The sequence below is a fragment of the Pedobacter sp. MR2016-24 genome, assembly GCF_026239655.1.
GTDB lineage: Bacteria > Bacteroidota > Bacteroidia > Sphingobacteriales > Sphingobacteriaceae > Pedobacter.
Genome location: NZ_JAPIVO010000008.1, coordinates 171,334 through 189,936, shown reverse-complemented (window position 1 = coordinate 189,936; position 18,603 = coordinate 171,334). Strand labels below are relative to the sequence as shown.

Sequence of the window (18,603 nt, the reverse complement as noted above, 5' to 3'; positions counted from 1 at the left end):
TCTGTTTAAGTGTTTTAATTATCTGATAATCAATATTATGAGATATTTGAGGTTTGCTTTAACGTCTTTGTAAACAAATTATTTCAAATAATATCGTTTTAATTGCAATTAATAGTTTCATTTCATATCTTTGTGTCGTTGATTTATTGTGAATGAACGCGTTTCAAAACTTTATTGAAACAATATGTATCAAATGCAAAGTGTATATTAATATGAATATAAAACTACTCATCTTTTTACCAGTGATTTTTTTGGGCATGGCACTTGGTGCAAAAGGTCAGGCGCCCCAGCAATTTAATTACCAGGGCGCATTAAGAAATGCTGATGGAAGCCCGGTTGCTAATAAGTCAATCATGTTAAGGCTTTCAATTCTCAATGGGTCTGAGTCTGGTGCAGTCCAGTATGCTGAAACCCGCCAGGTGGTAACCAGTGCGCTGGGTTTATATAATGTGGCTATCGGTTCTACAGGTACATTAGGTACAAGCGGAACTTTTTCTGCCATCAACTGGGGCAGCGGATTAAAATACCTGAAAGTTGATGTTGATCCGGATGGCGGAAGTAATTTTGTTTCAGCCGGGGCCTCGCAGCTGTTAAGCGTTCCCTATGCATTATATGCCGCGAATGCCGGCGGTGCTGGAACTAACGGAGCTGATGGCAAATCAGCCTATCAGATTTGGCTTGATGCCGGTAATACAGGTACCCAGGCAGATTTTCTCAACGCTATAAAAGGTGCGGCTGGTTCAGCAGGAGCTGCCGGTGTGGCTGGTGCGAATGGTAAGTCAGCTTATCAGATCTGGCTGGATGCCGGTAATACAGGTACGCAGGCGGATTTTCTAAGCGCCATAAAAGGTGCGGTTGGAGCTGCAGGTGTAGCTGGTGCCGATGGTAAATCAGCCTATCAGATCTGGCTGGATGCCGGTAATACTGGTACCCAGGCAAACTTTCTGAACGCCATAAAAGGAGCAATAGGAGCTACCGGTGCGGATGGTAAATCTGTTTATCAGGTATGGCTTGATGCTGGAAATACAGGTACAGAAGCAGATTTTCTGAACTCAATGAAGATGGATCCGAATGCTGCGGGCGATTTATCGGGAATTTACCCTGCGCCGAAAGTTATTAAAATACAAGGAGTTACCATTAGTAGTGTTGCGCCAACAGCAAATCAGATACTGAAATTTGACGGGACATCGTGGGTGCCTTCAACGGTGCCAAGTGCTGTAGCAGAGGATGTAACAACAGCCAGTACAGATGTAATAGCACTTAGCAATAATACAGGTGCAGCTTTAAAACCTATGACTATTGATATTAAAGCGGCAACTACGGCCAATTCATTCCTGATGACAGATGCAAACAAAGTAGTGAAATGGCAAAGTGCTACCGATGCAAAGCTGGTTTCCGGCACTTTATCTAACATCAGCTTCTCCACTTTACTCGATGGTACAAGTACCATCGCCGCAAACCAAGTGGCGCTTTTAAAGTTAACCGTACCCGGAGCAAGTATCGGTGATCCTGTTTTCCTTACTAACATAGGTGATGAGACAGAGTATTCAATTTTAGCCACCTGGGTAAGTGCAGCTAATGAAGTCAGCGTACGACTGGCTAACTATCAACCCATTCCGGTGAACATCAGCGGAAGAACTCATAAGATCTTGTTAATGCAGGTAAATAATAATTAAACACTCTAAATTAATTTCAAAATGAAAACAACACTACTAAAATTAACGCTCGTAATGGGCTTAGTTACTGCTACATCGTTTTTTGCGAAAGCGCAGAAATTCGGAGACAACCTGGGTAACCACAAGGCTACCAGAGACCTTGAAATGGAAGGTAAAACAATTTTCAATGCAGCGGGTCTGGCTATTGGAAAAACAACATTAACTAACGGTAGTATTGCCCTGGAAATTGGTACAACAGGAAAAGCAATTTTGCTTTCTTCAGTTGCTGCTAATACTGACATTGCTGCCCCATTAAATGGTATGATCGTTTATAATACCACAGACAATAAATTTTATCTGTATCAAAACGGTGCCTGGGTAACTTTTGCCCTTGGACTGAAGGTGGCAACTGACATTGGTACTACACCTACTGCAAATGGTTATACCCTTACGCAGGAAGGTGAGGAAATGGTATTGAGGTTAACGCCTGCTGATGGCACAAATCCTGGTATCGTAAGTGTTGCCGCTCAAACTTTTGGTGGTGCCAAGACTTTCTTAGGTAATGTGGCTGTTGATGGTGCAAGTACATTAACTGTAGGTACGGGTGCAACTACATTAGGAGGTACATTAACCGCTACCGGTGCAACTGCTTTGGGTGCTACGGTAACTGCGGCTGGTAACCTAACTGTAGGTACTGCTACTACTACTGCCAATACTGAATTGAATGGTAATTTAACTGTGGTGGGTGGTACAACTACGTTAAATGGTTCTACAGGTGCTCCTGGCTCAGAAGTGTCTGCTGTCAAATTGGTGAATCCTGTGACTGCCCTGGCTACAGAAGAACAAACTTATTTGATTGTTGATGCTGCAGGAAATATTAAAAAAGGCACGTTCAGCAGTACGTCATTAGCTAAATATCAGGTAGCAGTACCAACAGGTGCTTCTGCAGGTTTTGATGCGGAAGGAAATTCAGGTATCACAGTTACCTTAACGGTAACGGGAATTAAAGCAAACGACGGGATTGTAGTCAACTTTGCCGCGGCGGATGTGGCGAGGTTTGCAGGATTAACTATTCTTTCTGCAACAGCAACAGCAGATAACACGGTAACCGTTAACATCGCAGATTTTAGGAATCCGGCGCCTACGACAGGTACTTATACCGCTCCTGCTATCGACGGAGCTAACCTGATCGTGACCAAATATAATGCTGCACCTACTGCAATATAATTTAAACATCAACACACCCTTCACGAATCAGGTCGGTCTTCTCCGACCTGGTTAGTGTAACCTTTCAAAATACTAGTATTCAAATTATATGAACAAAAATCTACTCAGATTAATAGGTGTGCTTGGCCTTATTACAACATTTTCATCTTTTGCACGGGCGCAAAATCAAAAAATGGGAGATAATCTGGGCAATCATAAGGCTGTTAAAGATCTGCAGATGGGTAATAATGCTGTCCTCAATACGAAAGCTATCGCCATTGGTATTGCAGATGTAAGTAATGCCAATATTGCTTTGCAGATTGACGGTGTAGATAAGGCGCTTTTAGTGCCCCGCGTTACAGATTTGACAACCATACCCCTGGCAAACCGGGTTAATGGTATGATTGTGTATAGTACCGCAGAAAAAGCATTTTACCTCTTTCAGGACGGTGAATGGACAACATTTGCTCAGGCTTTACAGGTAAGTGATGCAGGTATTGAAGCTACCGGAAATTCAATTGGTTATACACTGACGCCGGTAGGACAGAAAACAATGCTGAAACTTGCACCGGCTGATGCTGTTAACCCGGGTGTTGTTACCGCAACAGGAGAACAGGTTTTTGGCGGTAACAAAACTTTCAACGGTACATTGACGGTGGGAACTACTTTGCTTCCTCAGGCATCGACTTTTAATGGTGCATTGACTGTAGCTAAAGGGCTGACTACTTTAACTGGTAATATCGGTACTGTTGCTGCACCAGTTAGCGGTATAGTTATTACCGATGCAGTAGCTGCCTCGGGAGCTGCAACAGAGCAGGTGCTTGTGGTTGATAATGCTACCGGAGAAGTCAGAAAATCAGTACTTGCTGCTAATGCATTTCTGAAACAAAAGATAGCGATCCCTGCCCTGACCTTAGGTACAAACGAATCTACAAAAATTGTTTTGACTGTTCCAAGTATTCTGATCAATGATGGTGTAGTTGTCAATTTTGATGCTGCAGATTTTACTGGCACTGCTGGTTTGGAATATATATCTATCATCAATGCTACGGCCACAGGTGATAACCAGGTAACAGTTACTATTGCGGACATGAGGCAGGAAAATGCTGACGGAACTGCTTTGGTAAGTGCAACAGCATTATTGACAGGAAAAAGCTTTACAGTGACGCGCTATCGCCAGACAGGTTCTTAATCATCGACTATCACACTGATCTACAGTTCAAATTAATATGATGAATAATTTTAAATATCTCTTCGGGTTTTTGTTTCTTCTGCTTTGTACCGACACAGTTGCACAGACAGTCAGCAGTCAGGTTTTTGGCACAACAGGTGGGAGCGGAGCTGCAGGAGATAAAATAGCCGAATGGAGTGTAGGCGGAACCGCGGTGACTACTACAGCAGTTTTACCGGGTGGTCTGCTGCTTACACAGGGATTTTTACAACCTCGCGGAGCGGTCATTCAGCTGACCTTATTATTTAATTCTTTGGATAATAAAGTATATGAAGACCTTGATTTTGAGTTATATGCAGTTGCAAGTGACGGTAGTGAAGTTGTTTATGAAAGTAGTGATTCAAACATTGCGCAGATTATAAATGGTAATGTAGTAAAGATTGTTGGTGCAGGTACTGCAAATATCAAGGCAACGATAAAAGGTACGACGGTTAGTGTCAATCAGGCGCTGGTGGTAGATAAAGCTGGTCAGGTAATTACTTTTGATATTATTCCTGTACTCTATAAAGGTGATGCTGCTTATGCAATGAGTGCCTATTCGGATAAGGGGCTTCCGGTAACTTTTGCCAATTCTAATCCTTACGTAGTAAAATTAAACGGTAATGCCATTACGCCGGTAGATCTGGGTAAGGCTACTATAACCGTATCGCAGGCGGGTAATGCAAATTACAAAGCTGCTGAAGCAATACAGCTGGTTGAAGTAATTAGCCGCAATGGGGAAACAGTGAGTATTCCCACTGTGATTACGCCAAATGGTGACGGCCTGAATGATGTGTTGATCATTAAAGGGATAGAAAATTATCCGGATAACCATTTCGTGATTGTAAACAGAAATGGTACTAAAATATTTGACGTGGCCAATTATGATAACTCTCAGGTTATCTTCCTGGGTAAAGCTAAAGTAAACGGCACGTTTGAAGGTAAGGTAATTGGAAGAACAGATTACTTGCCTCAAGGAACATATTTCTACTCTTTAAGCTATCAGGAAGATGGAAAGACCAAGCGTAAAACAGGATACATTGTACTTAAATACTAACCTATAAAAATGACGAATATGACGAGAATATATGCTGTGTTGTTCATTTTTCTGCTTGGTGGATCTAACCTGACATTCGCGCAGCAGCAGTTTACTTATACGCAATATATTGATAATGTGGTTCCTATGAATCCTGCTTGGTCCTTAACGAGAGGTGGAAGTGAAGTGAATATTCTTGGCCGTAAACAATGGATGAATGTAGAGGGGGCGCCGTCAACTTTTATGGCAAATGGCTTTACCTCGATTGACAATATAAATGCAACAGTAGGCTTTAATCTGTTAAGCGATAAAGTAGCTGTGGAAAACCTGACAGAGTTTAGTCTTTTCTTTGCTAAAGCAGTGAGACTGGATGACGAATTGTATTTGTCAGCCGCTATGAATGCAGGATTCAGGCGATATAATGCAGCTTATTCAGCATTAGATCCGGATGATCCAACCTTAGTGAATTCGGATATCAGGGAAAACAAAGGCAGTATAGGTGCTGCCGTGATGATCTATATACCAGGTAAATTTTATGCCGGCGTGTCCTTGCCTCGTTTAAGCTTCGAAGATCTGGGGACGGGATCAGTAAATCGAGTTGCAAATTATAAGAACTTTTACTTTTTTAATATTGGTTATACGCACGCGCTTACGGATGAATTCTCCTGGGACAATGCCGCTGTTATGGCGTATACCGCAAATGTTCCTTTGCAAGCAGATTTTTCCAGTAAAATATGGGTAAAGGATGCATTGGGATTAGGGTTCAATTACAGAACAAATAATGAATTAGGGGTGCTAACTTCATTTAAAACCGGAAACCTGAATATAGGCTATAGTTATCAATTCGGTTTTGGGCAGAGTAAGGTTGCTGGCTTTAATGGTGCTACCCATGAAATAACCATCGGTTTACGCTTTGGAGGCGGTTACAGTGATGATTTACGAGTGAGAAAATAGGATTGTTTATCGGCATAAAACTTATACGCTTGTCAACACACTAAATTAAATTAAACATGATAATTAATGATATGAAGAAATTTCTAAGACTCGTAACAGCCGGTTTTTTGCTGGTAGGAAACCCTTTGTATGCCCAGATCAGATTAGGTGACAACCTTGGATCACATAAGGCAATAAAGAATCTTGAAATGCAATCTCACAATATCAATGGAGCAACTTTGATAAATAGTAAAGGAATGCTGATTGGTACTGCCACCACGCTATCTAATTCGTCAATAGCGTTGCAAGTTGATGGTTTAGACAAGGCGATACTTGTGCCTCGGGTAACTGATCTGTTGAACCCTACTAATCCTTCAATTCCTGTAGCAAATGCGGTAAATGGAATGATTGTTTACAATCTGGCGACAGCGAAATTTTATTACAGGCAAAACAACAGTTGGATTGCATATGCTGATGCGGCTATTAATTACGTAGATAAATACCTGCCCCAAGTGATATTAGGGAAGAAAACATTTAAAAGTGACAGTGGTTTTGTTGCAAAAGGTACATTTGGTACGGGAATTATACCTGAGACAGGTGCCGGCACCAGGCTGATGTTCTATCCAGGAAAAGCAGCTTTCAGAGTGGGCAGTGTTAGTGATGTGCAATGGGATGACAGCAATATAGGAAATTATTCAATTGCTATGGGTAACAATGTTATTGCTGGTGCCCTGGGTTCTGTAGCTATAGGAAGTTATGTAACCTCAGGTTCAAATCCCGGATCTTTTATACTGGGTGATAATTCCACGACTACTGTGGCCACTACCAGGGGGGCAAATCAGTTTGTGGCGCGTTATGCTGGTGGTTTTCGCTTTTATACTTCTGCCGATACATTAAAAGGTTTTTTTGCAGGACCATCTGGTGTTTTGAAATATAAAGGTGATTATAGTGCCGTCTATGATGACCGATCGCTGGTGGATAGGGGTTATCTTGTCAATAATTATGCATTAAAAACAAACTATGTTGACCGTTACCTGCAGCAGGTTGTGTTAGGACAAAAAACATTTAAAAGTGACAGTGGTTTTGTGGCTCAGGGGACATTTGGTTCAGGATTAATTCCTGTAACCGGGGCAGGTACACGTATGATGTGGTATCCGCGAAAGGCGGCTTTCCGGGTTGGGTCGGTCACTGGAACAGCCTGGGACGATGGATCAGTAGCCAATTATACAATAGCGATGGGATACAATACGATAGCTTCATCCGTTGGTGCAATATCAATGGGTACTAGTTCAAATGCAACAGGAAATTATACTACTGCTATCGGTAATAATACTATTTCTTCTGGGATAGGTTCAGTAGCGGTGGGGAATTCTGCCACTGCGAGCGGCGACTATAGCGTGGCCCTCGGCAGAAATGTCAATGGCGGTGCAGCTTCCTCAGTTGCTATCGGAAATTATGTAAACTCTACTGGTGCCGGAGCAATGAGTTTGGGTGATAATTCAACTGCTACCGCTATGAACTTCAATGTGGCTAACAGATTTGTGGCACGTTTTGCAGGTGGTTATCGTTTTCATACTTCTGCAGACACGACCAGGGGATTTTTCGCAATTCCTGCAGGTGTTTTGAGATATAAGGGTGATTATAGTGCTTCATACGATGACCGTTCGCTCGTTGACAGAGCATATGTGGTTGCTAATTTCACTGCAAAGTCTACAGGGTCGGGTACTGCTGGTTCAAATAGTCTTTCTACCGGAAGTGGCACTACTGCTTCCGGATCAAATAGCGTAGCTTCCGGATCAAATACTTCTGCTACCGGACAAAATAGCCAGGCTACGGGTCAGAATACTTCTGCCACCGGACTCAATTCTTTCGTCTATGGTTCTTATAGTTCAGCCGAGAATCAGGAAACGCTGGCGGGTGGTTTTCAGAGTCATGCAACGGGGTATAATTCTGTTGCGCTTGGAACTGCAGCAGTTGCTGGTGGAAGCCAGTCAATAGCGTTGGGGCAATTTGTGACGGCTAATGGAAATAATTCCATAGCAATAGGCTCCAACATTAATGTTACTCAGGCAAATTCCGTAGGAATTGGATCTTATTTAACTCCGAACAGTACCGGGGTGGTGATGTTTGGAGATTCCTATAATAACCCATTTGGTGCAGAGGGAGATAATCAGATGTTAGGGCGGTTTGCAGGTGGATATGTGTTTTACACTGCGGCCAACAGATCAACTGGTTCAAGGTTAGGTGCTGGTTCCAACTCCTGGTCAACAACCTCTGATAAACGACTAAAAACAAATTTTGAGACTGCTGATGCAGAATCATTTCTATTGAAAATAGATACGATGAAACTTGGCAGCTGGAACTATAAAACCCAGGATGCCAAAACATTTCGTCACTATGGGCCCATGGCGCAGGATTTTTATGGTGCTTTCGGAACGGATAGTTATGGAACCATTGGTTGTGATACTTTAATTTCATCAGCAGATTTTGACGGGGTGAATATGATTGCGATTAAGGGCCTGGTGAGCCGTACGAAAAGTTTAACTAAAGAAAATACAGATTTACAAATGCGAATAGCTTCACTGGAATCAGCAAATAAGGCACTAGTTGCTGGTCTGGTAGAGCAAAATGAAATCCTCAATAAAAAACTGGTACAACAAGAAGCAGAGCGTAATAAATTACAAGCTGATCTGGCCAATCTTCAAAAACTGGTAGAAGGACTGGCAACTGCAAAAAGCGATCTGGCCAACTCATCGATGGTTGCGACTAACGGGCGTACAGATGAAGAGAAAAACGGCAACCGGTAATTCAATCCATTAATAATCAATAGCCCTGAATTCTGTTCAAGAATTCGGGGCTATTTTTATTCAACTCAATACTATCGAACTCTTGTTCTATGATTAAAAGTACTATCAGAAAATATTCCTACAATTATATACTTTTTTTAGTACTGCTGTTATGCAGTTTCAACCTCCCTGCGCAACAACGGATGGGCGATGGTTTGGGTAATCACCGGGCGACCGAGGATTTGAATATGAATAGTAAGAACGTACTCAATTCAAAAGGTGTTGCTATTGGTGTCGCGACTTTTTCAAATAGCAGTGTAGCTTTACAGGTAGACGGACTGGATAAAGCCATTTTGTTTCCAAGGGTAACCTCTTTAGCTGCTGTAATCACACCGCTTAATGGTATGATGGTCTATAATACAGCCGATCAGAAATTTTATGTGAGACAGGCCGGGGTATGGATTAATTTTGTAAATCAGGCCAGTTCTTCGGGAATCAACAAATACACTACCGCGCAGCGGGATCTGATCACCAGTCCGGAGGCGGATATGATCATTTTCAACACCACTACCCGGGCATTTCAGGTTTATGATATCAGCTTGCCGGCATGGGTAACTATTGGGGTAACGAGTTCATCTGCAGTATTACCCACGGTTTCTACGGCTATCTCCGCTGCAGTAAGTACTAAGCCGGATAGCGCATTTGCTGGTGGTTCGGTCATATCTGATGGTGGTTCGCCTGTTACCGCAAGAGGGGTTTGCTGGAATACTTCGGCTACACCTACAGTGTCCAATTTCAGTACCGTTACCGGTGCGGGAGTAGGTAATTTTTCAAGCACCTTATGGGGTTTGTCACCTAATACAAATTACTATGTAAGGGCTTTTGCAGTTAATGCTGCAGGAACTGTTTATGGTAATCAATTAATGATCACCACCAGCTCTCCGATGGTTCCTGTTCTGGCGGCTACAACCACTGTTACAGAAATTACGAGTACTACGGCAACTTCAGGAGGCAATGTGACTTTGGACAGAGGAGCGGCGGTGACCGTACGCGGGGTTTGCTGGGCTACGACTACACTGCCGACCATCGCAAATTCAAGAACTACAAATGGCGGAGGTACAGGTGTTTTTTCAAGTATATTAACAGGGTTAAATGCCGGGGTGACTTATTATGTGCGCGCTTACGCAACAAATAGTGCCAGTACAGCTTATGGCAGCCAGGTAAGTTTTGTGACTCTACCAATTGATTTTCCTATAGTCACTACCCTGCCTATAACAAAAAATGGGACTGCAGCTGCGGGCGGCGGGACTGTAACGAGTGACGGTGGTGCACCTGTTACTGCTCGTGGTGTGGTCTGGAGTTCCTCCAATAGTTTACCTACAGTGGATTTATCTACCAAAACAACTAACGGGACAGGTACCGGAGATTTTATAAGTGCCTTATCTGGTCTCACACAAAATACGGCTTATTATGTAAGGGCCTATGCTACTAATAGCAAGGGGACTGCTTACGGTGCGGTAACTACCTTTACCAGTAATGGTATGCCAGTGGTTGCAGCTACTGTGATCAGTAATGTTAATACGAATTACGTCAATATGAGCAGTTCGGTAGACAGTGATGGTGGCTCTGCGATCACTATGCGGGGCTTCGTCTACAACACTACCGGAACGCCTACAATGTCAAATACTGTGGTTTATGTAAATGCAGGTACGGGCAGCTATCTGAATACTACCTATGGATTTACTCCCGGAACCACTTATTACATCAGATCTGTGGCGACAAATGCTTACGGTACTACTTATGGTCCTCAGACAGCATTTACTACTTCAGGTTCGATCAATTTTGATTATACCGGTGCTCAACAAGTTTTTATAGTGCCTGCCGGCGTCCTTTCCATTAGTCTTACCGTAAATGGTGCTACAGGAGGCAACGCTGCCTCTAAAGGAGGATTGGCTACAGGTCAATTAAATGTCACGCCAGGTCAGATTCTATACGTTTACGTTGGGGGTGCCCCGGTTGCCGGGAATTATGCATTCAGTGCAGGAGGGTTCAATGGCGGTGGTACCGGAATTGGTGCAAACAGTGGCGGTGGGGGTGCGTCTGATGTCCGGTCTGGCGGGACTGCATTGGTCAACAGGATCATTGTTGCGGGAGGTGGTGGTGGTTCCGGGATCAATGGAAATACAACATACGGTATCGGGGGGAATGGCGGGGGGCTTTTAGGTGCTGACGGTAATTCTACTCTAGGTGCAACGCGTACCGGAAAGGGAGGTTCGCAAACTGCTGGTGGTGCCGGAGCTGCTACCGCAGGTGCGGCAGGATCCTTGGGTGAAGGTGGGGATGGTAATTTTACGGTTGGTAATGGCGGGGGTGGTGGTGGCTACTATGGCGGAGGTAGCGGATATCAAGGCGGTGGTGGTGGTGGGTCTGGCTATATCGGCGGAGTGGCAGCAGGTGCATTATCCTCCGGTGTAAATATATCTACTTCGAATGGCAGAATACTGATTAGCTGGTAAGCGGTTATTAGAAATGTGCAACTGGTTTGTATAAGGTTGTTTACATCTATATATGTAATTAATTTTGAATTTTACATTTAACCATTTTTCTTTTTTTATATATTTTTTGGCTTTAAGATATCTGTTATTTTTATTTTTGCTATAGAAAGAAATAATATTTTTAGTAGTGTTATTAAATGTCTTATTTAGGGATTCGTGTTAATTAAAATACATAAATCGGTAAATACACTTTGATTGTTGTCTGCCATGTATGCAACGTATTGAGCTTGATAATTTTACTTTTTTACGTAAATTGGTCGATTGTTTTGCTCAATATAATATTTGAAGATGCTGCTAAGTGTGGGTACAGAAGAACAGGATTTATTACGGCAACTGAAGAATGGAGATCAGCTTGCGTTCAGAAAGTTAATGGAGACATACAAGAGGATGCTTGCAAAAAGGATACTGCACATTTTAAAGTCGCCCGAGGATGCAGAAGAGGTTTTGCAAGAATTATTTGTTCGGGTATGGATGCATCGCAGTAAAATAAATGAAGCTTTACCTATAAAAGCATATCTTTTCCAAATCGGGGAGAACCTGATATTTGATACCATACGAAAAGCGAACCGGGAGAAACGCTTTCTTACATCGTATAGACATATGCATGCTGAGGAAGCGTATAGTCATATTGAAGAATGTTTATTCAGAGAGGAAAATCGCGCATTACTAGACAGGCTGATTGCACAAATCCCCGAACAATCCAGACTGGTATTTATACTCTGCAAATTGGAAGGGCGGAGTTACGAAGAGGTCAGTAAGCTGCTTTCCATATCAACTGCTACGGTTAATTCACATATTACTAAAGCAAACCGTCTTTTGAAAGCATACCTTAAAGCTGATTCTGCAATTATTGCGTTTCTGGTGGCTGAGTATATCTTTTCGAAACTGAATTAAGTGCCTGATCCCGAAAAATAACTATTGGAGTGATTCGCTATATTGACTTTTGGTTTGTAATTTATATTACTGATATTCAGATGATTAAAAATATTTTTAATTTTATATCATTGGTTTTTTCCGCCTGAACGTATAGGGTTAATATAAAATGTAATACCCTATTTAGTGAAAAACGAAAGGCTACAACTTCTTTTTAGAAAACATATACAGGATCAACTCACGACTGAAGAAGCTGGAGAGCTGGGAGGTTATATCGATCATCCGCAATCTGCACAGGCACTTAAAAGTAGCATCAGGGAAGAATTAAGTCATTTTGATGAGAATAATGAGTCTGCAGAAGATCAGATAGATCGAATTGTGGACGACCTGGAGAATAAAGTAATGCAAAACATTAATAGACTGCAGCAGACACATACTATTCAGATTGCGGCTTACTGGCGTTATGTTGCTGCTGCAGTTGTTTTCTTAGTCACAGGCACATTGGTCTACCGTTATGGGAGCCATATTAAAAAAGCGGAGCGGTCTTCACTTACTGTCACCCAAACAGCTATCCGACCCGGAACAAACAGAGCAACACTGGTGCTTGAGAATGGTAAATCCATGGTGTTAAATGAGCAGGTGGAAGGAATAGATTTCAGAGGTAACCAGGTCCGTTATGCAGATGGATCAATATTACTTAAAGATGTAGGTGGACAATCTTTAACGCTGTCTGTGCCCAGAGCCGGCAAATATAAAGTTACGCTTTCTGACGGCACTAAAGTATGGTTGAATGCCGCCAGTTCGATTAGCTATCCTAGTACATTCAAGGGGGAGGAACGTATGGTAGTAGTGAGCGGGGAGTCTTATTTTGAGGTAGCTCACGACCGCAAACATCCTTTCATTGTAAAAAGCGCAGGACAGTCTGTCACCGTACTGGGCACAGCATTTAATGTCAATACCTATACTCCGGATAAAGGTGTTGTCACGCTTATTAGCGGCCGCATCAACCTGCGCACAAAAAAGGGAATTCAAAAAATACTTACACCGGGAGATCAGGCTATGGTCAGGGAAGGGAATCTCCGTATCAGCAAAGTTGATGCTGACAACTTTATTGCCTGGAGAAATGATATTATCGTTCTTGACGACAGTGATATACAGGAAATTTTCAGACAGCTGGAACGCTGGTATAATGTGGAATTTGTAAACAAGGGAAGTATCGGCTCGGATAAGACCTTGTCTGGTGAAATACCTAGAAATATTCCATTGCCCACTATTCTAAAGGCAATCGAAGAACAAATACATGTTACATTTAAAATTAATGGAAGGAGAATCATGATAAAAAGCTAACCTACCCAGGAGGGCTTGAAACATAAAGCCGTAGATGCTACGAACATCTACAGCTAAAATGTCGGGTCATCAGATTAATAAATAATTGAAGCATATACCAATTCCTTAACCCAACGACACAAATGTATGGATTATAAGATACTATACAATATTCCAAGGCATATATCCGGCTCAAGCGGCTGTCCTGCTTATGAGACACCCTTGTATTATCAATTAATCATGAGATTAACTTTATTATTAACCCTGTTTCTCACCTTAGAAGCAACGGCCTACACACATGCACAAAAAATAAAACTGGAAGTGACCAATGCTCCCCTGAAAAGTGTATTTCAGGAGCTGCGTAAACAGAGTGGTTTTGCATTTATTTACAATAATCACGATCTGGAAAGCGCAATGCCGGTATCCATCAAGAGCAGCGACAAAGACCTTGTTGAATTGCTGCCACTTATTTTTAAAGGTCAGCCCCTAAACTATATCATCAAAGACAAACTCGTTAATATTACGGCAAAAGATGCGTTGAACAATGCACGTCATCAGTTTAAAACTATGGTTCTGACAACTGTCCGCGGTCGTGTAACCAACGAAAGAGGAGAGCCTGTTGCAGGTGCAACTGTTTCCGTTTTAGATAAAGATGGCAGACCTATGAACAAAAGAGTAAGTACTAATGGCAATGGTGACTTCCAGCTGAATGATATTGCCGAAGGCACAATGCTGGAAATCTCCTATCTGGGTTATGTGGCAGCAAGGGTGTCAGCTAAAGTTCAGTTGGGAACGATTACGCTAAAGCAGAGCGAAAACACACTGAAGGAGATTGCTGTAGTCTCAACAGGTATGACAGTAAGGATGAAAGAAACTTTTACCGGCGCGGCAGCGGTCTATAGTGGACAACAGCTGAAGAGCACAGGTAATGTCAATGTGATCCAGAGTTTGCGCTCCCTGGATCCTTCCATGTTGATTCTTCAAAACAATCTTGCAGGCTCTAATCCAAATGTGCTGCCCACTTTAGAATTACGTGGGCAGTCCAGCATTACTACTTCATCGCTTAGGGATGAATTTTCTGATGATCCCAATCAGCCACTCTTTATTTTGGATGGTTTTGAAGCAGCATTGCGCACTATTGTAGACCTGGATATGAACAGGGTTTCTTCAATTACCTTGTTAAAAGATGCTGCCTCAACAGCGATCTATGGTTCCCGTGCTTCCAATGGAGTAGTGGTGGTCGAGACCATCCAGCCTAAAGCCGGACAAATCCGTTTAAGTTATGTATCGGACTTGACGATAGAGAATCCCGACCTGAGTGCTTATAGCATGATGAATGCAGCAGAAAAATTGCAGTTTGAAAAGCTATCCGGAGTATATACCGCTCCTGCAAGTTATCCGGAATTGCAAAATATGTATTACGACCCTTTGTACTCTCAAAAACTGCAAAAGGTAACTAGTGGTGTTAATTCTTACTGGTTAAGCGATCCTTTGCAGACAGGCTTCTCACAGCGCCATACCTTTTATGCCGAGGGCGGATCGGATGCACTGACATTTAGCGCTGGTGGTAACTACAGGAATCTCAGCGGAACGATGATCGGATCAGGAAGAAAAGACTGGGGTGCGCGCCTTAACTTAACTTACCGTACGAAGAAATTGAAAGTGAACAACAATGCTTATGTAAGCGGTTACCGTGCTGATGAATCTAATTATGGCAGTTTTTCTACCTGGGTAAATATGAATCCCTATTATGAAAAACCAGGCGCATCGGAACCCTATGTTTTTAGTTTCTATGATTCGAGATCCAATAACTATTATAATCCTAGCCCGGCAAGTTTTATTAATGTAAGCAACCCCTTGTATAATGCTGGTTCAAATAGTTTTGATTATTCAACCAATCTTTCCGTTACGAATAATCTACAGGTAATTTACGACCTGTCGAAAAAATTCAGGTTACAAAGTTCGTTGCAGGTTTCTAATACTTCTACTGCATCCAATACTTTTAAATCCCCATTGCTTACTGAATTCGAAGATGCGGATCAATTGAAAAAAGGTTCATACACCTATAAGCAAGTCACTGGACTGTCTTATACTGCTAATGCGATGGCTTCTTATGCTAACCAAAATGGTAAACATGCCTATCAGGCTAATTTAAGGGCCGAGATTCAGGATAAAAGCAACAAATTGAAAGGATTTGTTGCAGAAGGCTTTCCTAACTCAACAAATGGTAACCCGCGTTTTGCATATGGTTACCAGGAAAATGGTAATCCTTTAGCAGTTAATGCCGTGGCAAGACGCAATTCTATAATTGCTAATGGCTTTTATTCGTATGATGAGCGCTATAATATGGATGTCTCTTTCACATATGATGGATCTACCTCTTTTGGTTTAGAGAACAGCTATCAGCCTTTTGCTTCTGCAGGTATAAGCTGGAATCTGCATAAAGAAAAGTTTATGCAGTCCGCGGAATGGCTTAATACCCTGAGGTTAAGAGCTTCTTATGGGGTAACGGGTAATCAGAACTTTACTTCTGCAAGTTCTACCTCTACTTATACCTACCTGTCTAATTATAATTATTTCGGTCAGGGAGTGGAGCTTACTAAATTGGGTAATGCGAATCTGAAGTGGCAAAATACTTATCAGACTAATTTAGGTGTCGATGGAGAAATATTTAATCACAGGCTTACCCTGCAGTTGAATGCCTATCGGAAATATACAAATCCATTGGTATTGGCTATTAATCTGCCATCTTCTACTGCATTGGCGAACTACCCAATTAATGCAGGCAATATGACCACCAACGGGTTGGAAGGTACTGTGCGCTATGCACCAGTGTATCAACCTGAAAAGCGATTTATTTGGTTTGTGGGCTTAACCGGAACCACAATGACCCAAAAATATAATGGCTTTAATGGTATCCTGTCAGGGTTAAATGAAAGCCTGCAATCGCTGAACTCCCTAACCCGTTATCATGACGGATACGATTACTATGATATCTGGGCGGTACCTTCCTTAGGTATTGATCCGGCCAGCGGCAGCGAAATTTTTCAGAAAAAAGATGGCTCCCAAACTTTTACCTATAGCTACAACGATATAGTAAAGGTTGGTAATAGTCGACCCGATCTGCAGGGCGTTATCAGTACTACATTAACTTACAAAGGATTGAATTTCTCCCTCTATGCCCGTTACATCATTAACAGGGATGTCTGGAACGATGCACTATTTAATAAGGTGGAAAATATTTCACTGAACAGGATCATTAACAATAACCTGGATACTCGCGCTTTATATGACAGATGGCAGCAACCAGGAGATCAGGCACAGTTTAAAGCCATTTCTCTTACAGGCACCACGAATATGTCTTCCCGATTTGTACAACGTGAAGATGCACTTACTATAGAGTCTGTAAGTTTGGGTTATGAGTTCAAAAAAAGCAGCTGGCTGGAAAAAGCGAATATTTCCAGCCTCAGGATAAATGGTTATACCAATGACCTGGTTTACTGGTCTACCGTTAGAAAAGAGCGTGGTGTAGATTATCCATTTGCCAGATCTTTTTCACTCAGTTTATCAGCTACTATAAAATAAGAAACATGAAAAAACTAATACACTTAAATTATTTACTGCTGCTAACGCTGTTAATTAGTTCCTGTTCTAAATGGATTGATGTACAACCAGAAGATAAATTGACTGAACAGCAGATCTATTCTACCCGTGGTGGTATTGCCGAAGTACTTAATGCCCTGTATCTAAAATTAGGTTCAAATGCACTATATGGTCAGAACCTCACGCTCGACAAACTGGATCTGTTTGCCCATCGTTACAATGCTTACGCAACGAATGCAAAGTACTACAATTATATCCACCATAATTATGATGATGAAGCTGTAAAAGCATCAATCGAGGAAATCTGGAAAGGATTATATGGTCTGATCGGGAATACCAATCAGTTTATCAGTAACCTGAATAAATATAAAGGGGTGCTTAGCCAGGCACAGGAAGACCAGTATATGGGAGAGGCCTTAGCGATCAGATCACTGGCTTACCTTGATTTGCTGCGTATGTTTGGTCCGGTATATGTCAGCAACCCTACTGCGCGTTCCATTCCCTATTACCGGACGGTGAGTGAAAATGTAGGAGATTTTTTACCTGCAAATGAGGTATTAAGAGCCATTCTTGAGGACCTGGAGCAATCTATTAGCTATTTGCAAAAAGATCCGATTACCGTGGAGACCGGAGTAGATCATTATAATAATTACCGTTTAAACTTATATGCTGCGATGGCGCTTAAAGCCAGGGCGCTCCTGTGGAGTGGTGGTGAATCTGATAAAGCAAAAGCATTGGTTCTGGCCAAACAAGTGATTGCCGTTTCAGCCAAGTTTCCGTGGATTGCTCATGCAGAGATCACCGGAGTTGCGGCTGATGCCAACCGGATATTCTCTACTGAAGTTCTTTTCGGAACATTTAATAATAAACTGTATGAACTGCAGAATACATTGTTTTCTTCTGCTATATCAGAATTACGCATACTTTCTACAGGATCTAACAATTTTGTGGAATCTGTGTATGAAGGGAACCAGGGAGATTACCGTTTTGTGTATTCCTGGCCATTTCCTTCTGGCGGAGCAGTTACTTTCAGAACTTTCATCAAATACCAGGATATGTCTACCACTTCACTTACCCGCCGTTTTACAGTTCCGTTGATTAGACTAAGCGAAGTGTATTACATCGCTGCAGAGTGCGAGACTGACCCTGCCCAGGCATTGGCTTATCTGAATACGGTGAGACAAAAAAGAAATCTGCCCGTAGATATTACCAATTATAATAATCTAAAAAATGAACTGACCAAGGAATACCTGAAAGAATTCTACGGTGAAGGGCAGTTGTGGTATTATTATAAAAGAAATCGCTTTACCAGTATTGCCAGTCCAAATACAGTAAGCGGAACGGGAACATATCCTATATCACTTACCAGTTATATATTCCCTATACCTGAATCAGAGCTTAGTTCACGTTAAATAAAATC

11 protein-coding genes are annotated in these 18,603 nt (G+C 42.1%); all 11 read left to right on the top strand.

Translation table 11 applies throughout. The features are described 5' to 3' along the window. Positions 1–212: 212 nt before the first annotated feature. Positions 213–1,676 carry a hypothetical protein gene (locus tag OQX62_RS21600; protein WP_265833739.1) on the top strand — a complete coding sequence of 488 codons (1,464 nt, stop codon included), beginning with the start codon at positions 213–215 and terminating at the stop codon, positions 1,674–1,676. A gap of 21 nt (positions 1,677–1,697) precedes the next feature. After that, positions 1,698–2,882: a hypothetical protein gene (locus tag OQX62_RS21595; protein WP_265833738.1), complete on the top strand. Its 1,185-nt coding sequence runs from the start codon at positions 1,698–1,700 to the stop codon at positions 2,880–2,882. Between the two features lie 88 nt (positions 2,883–2,970). Further along, positions 2,971–4,053 carry a hypothetical protein gene (locus OQX62_RS21590; RefSeq protein ID WP_265833737.1) on the top strand — a complete coding sequence of 361 codons (1,083 nt, stop codon included), beginning with the start codon at positions 2,971–2,973 and terminating at the stop codon, positions 4,051–4,053. A 37-nt stretch (positions 4,054–4,090) separates the two neighbouring features. Beyond that, entirely contained in the window at positions 4,091–5,128 is a 1,038-nt protein-coding gene (locus OQX62_RS21585; RefSeq protein WP_265833736.1) for a gliding motility-associated C-terminal domain-containing protein, read from the top strand. Positions 5,129–5,146: 18 nt separating this feature from the next. Beyond that, positions 5,147–6,061, top strand: coding sequence for a PorP/SprF family type IX secretion system membrane protein (locus OQX62_RS21580; protein WP_265833735.1), 915 nt, complete (start codon positions 5,147–5,149; stop codon positions 6,059–6,061). Positions 6,062–6,132: 71 nt separating this feature from the next. Further along, entirely contained in the window at positions 6,133–8,847 is a 2,715-nt protein-coding gene (locus tag OQX62_RS21575; RefSeq protein ID WP_265833734.1) for a tail fiber domain-containing protein, read from the top strand. Between the two features lie 89 nt (positions 8,848–8,936). Then, complete coding sequence (locus OQX62_RS21570; RefSeq protein ID WP_265833733.1) at positions 8,937–11,342, top strand: glycine-rich protein; 2,406 nt, start codon at positions 8,937–8,939, stop codon at positions 11,340–11,342. 327 nt (positions 11,343–11,669) lie between these two features. Then, positions 11,670–12,275 (top strand): RNA polymerase sigma factor, encoded by a 606-nt coding sequence (locus OQX62_RS21565; RefSeq protein ID WP_265833732.1) that lies wholly within the window; start codon positions 11,670–11,672, stop codon positions 12,273–12,275. A gap of 165 nt (positions 12,276–12,440) precedes the next feature. Next, positions 12,441–13,601, top strand: coding sequence for a FecR family protein (locus tag OQX62_RS21560; RefSeq protein WP_265833731.1), 1,161 nt, complete (start codon positions 12,441–12,443; stop codon positions 13,599–13,601). A gap of 219 nt (positions 13,602–13,820) precedes the next feature. After that, the gene (locus OQX62_RS21555; RefSeq protein WP_265833730.1) at positions 13,821–17,165 is read left to right on the top strand and encodes a SusC/RagA family TonB-linked outer membrane protein; all 3,345 of its coding nucleotides are present in this window, start codon (positions 13,821–13,823) and stop codon (positions 17,163–17,165) included. Between the two features lie 5 nt (positions 17,166–17,170). Continuing rightward, entirely contained in the window at positions 17,171–18,595 is a 1,425-nt protein-coding gene (locus tag OQX62_RS21550) for a RagB/SusD family nutrient uptake outer membrane protein (protein WP_265833729.1), read from the top strand. Positions 18,596–18,603: the final 8 nt, after the last annotated feature.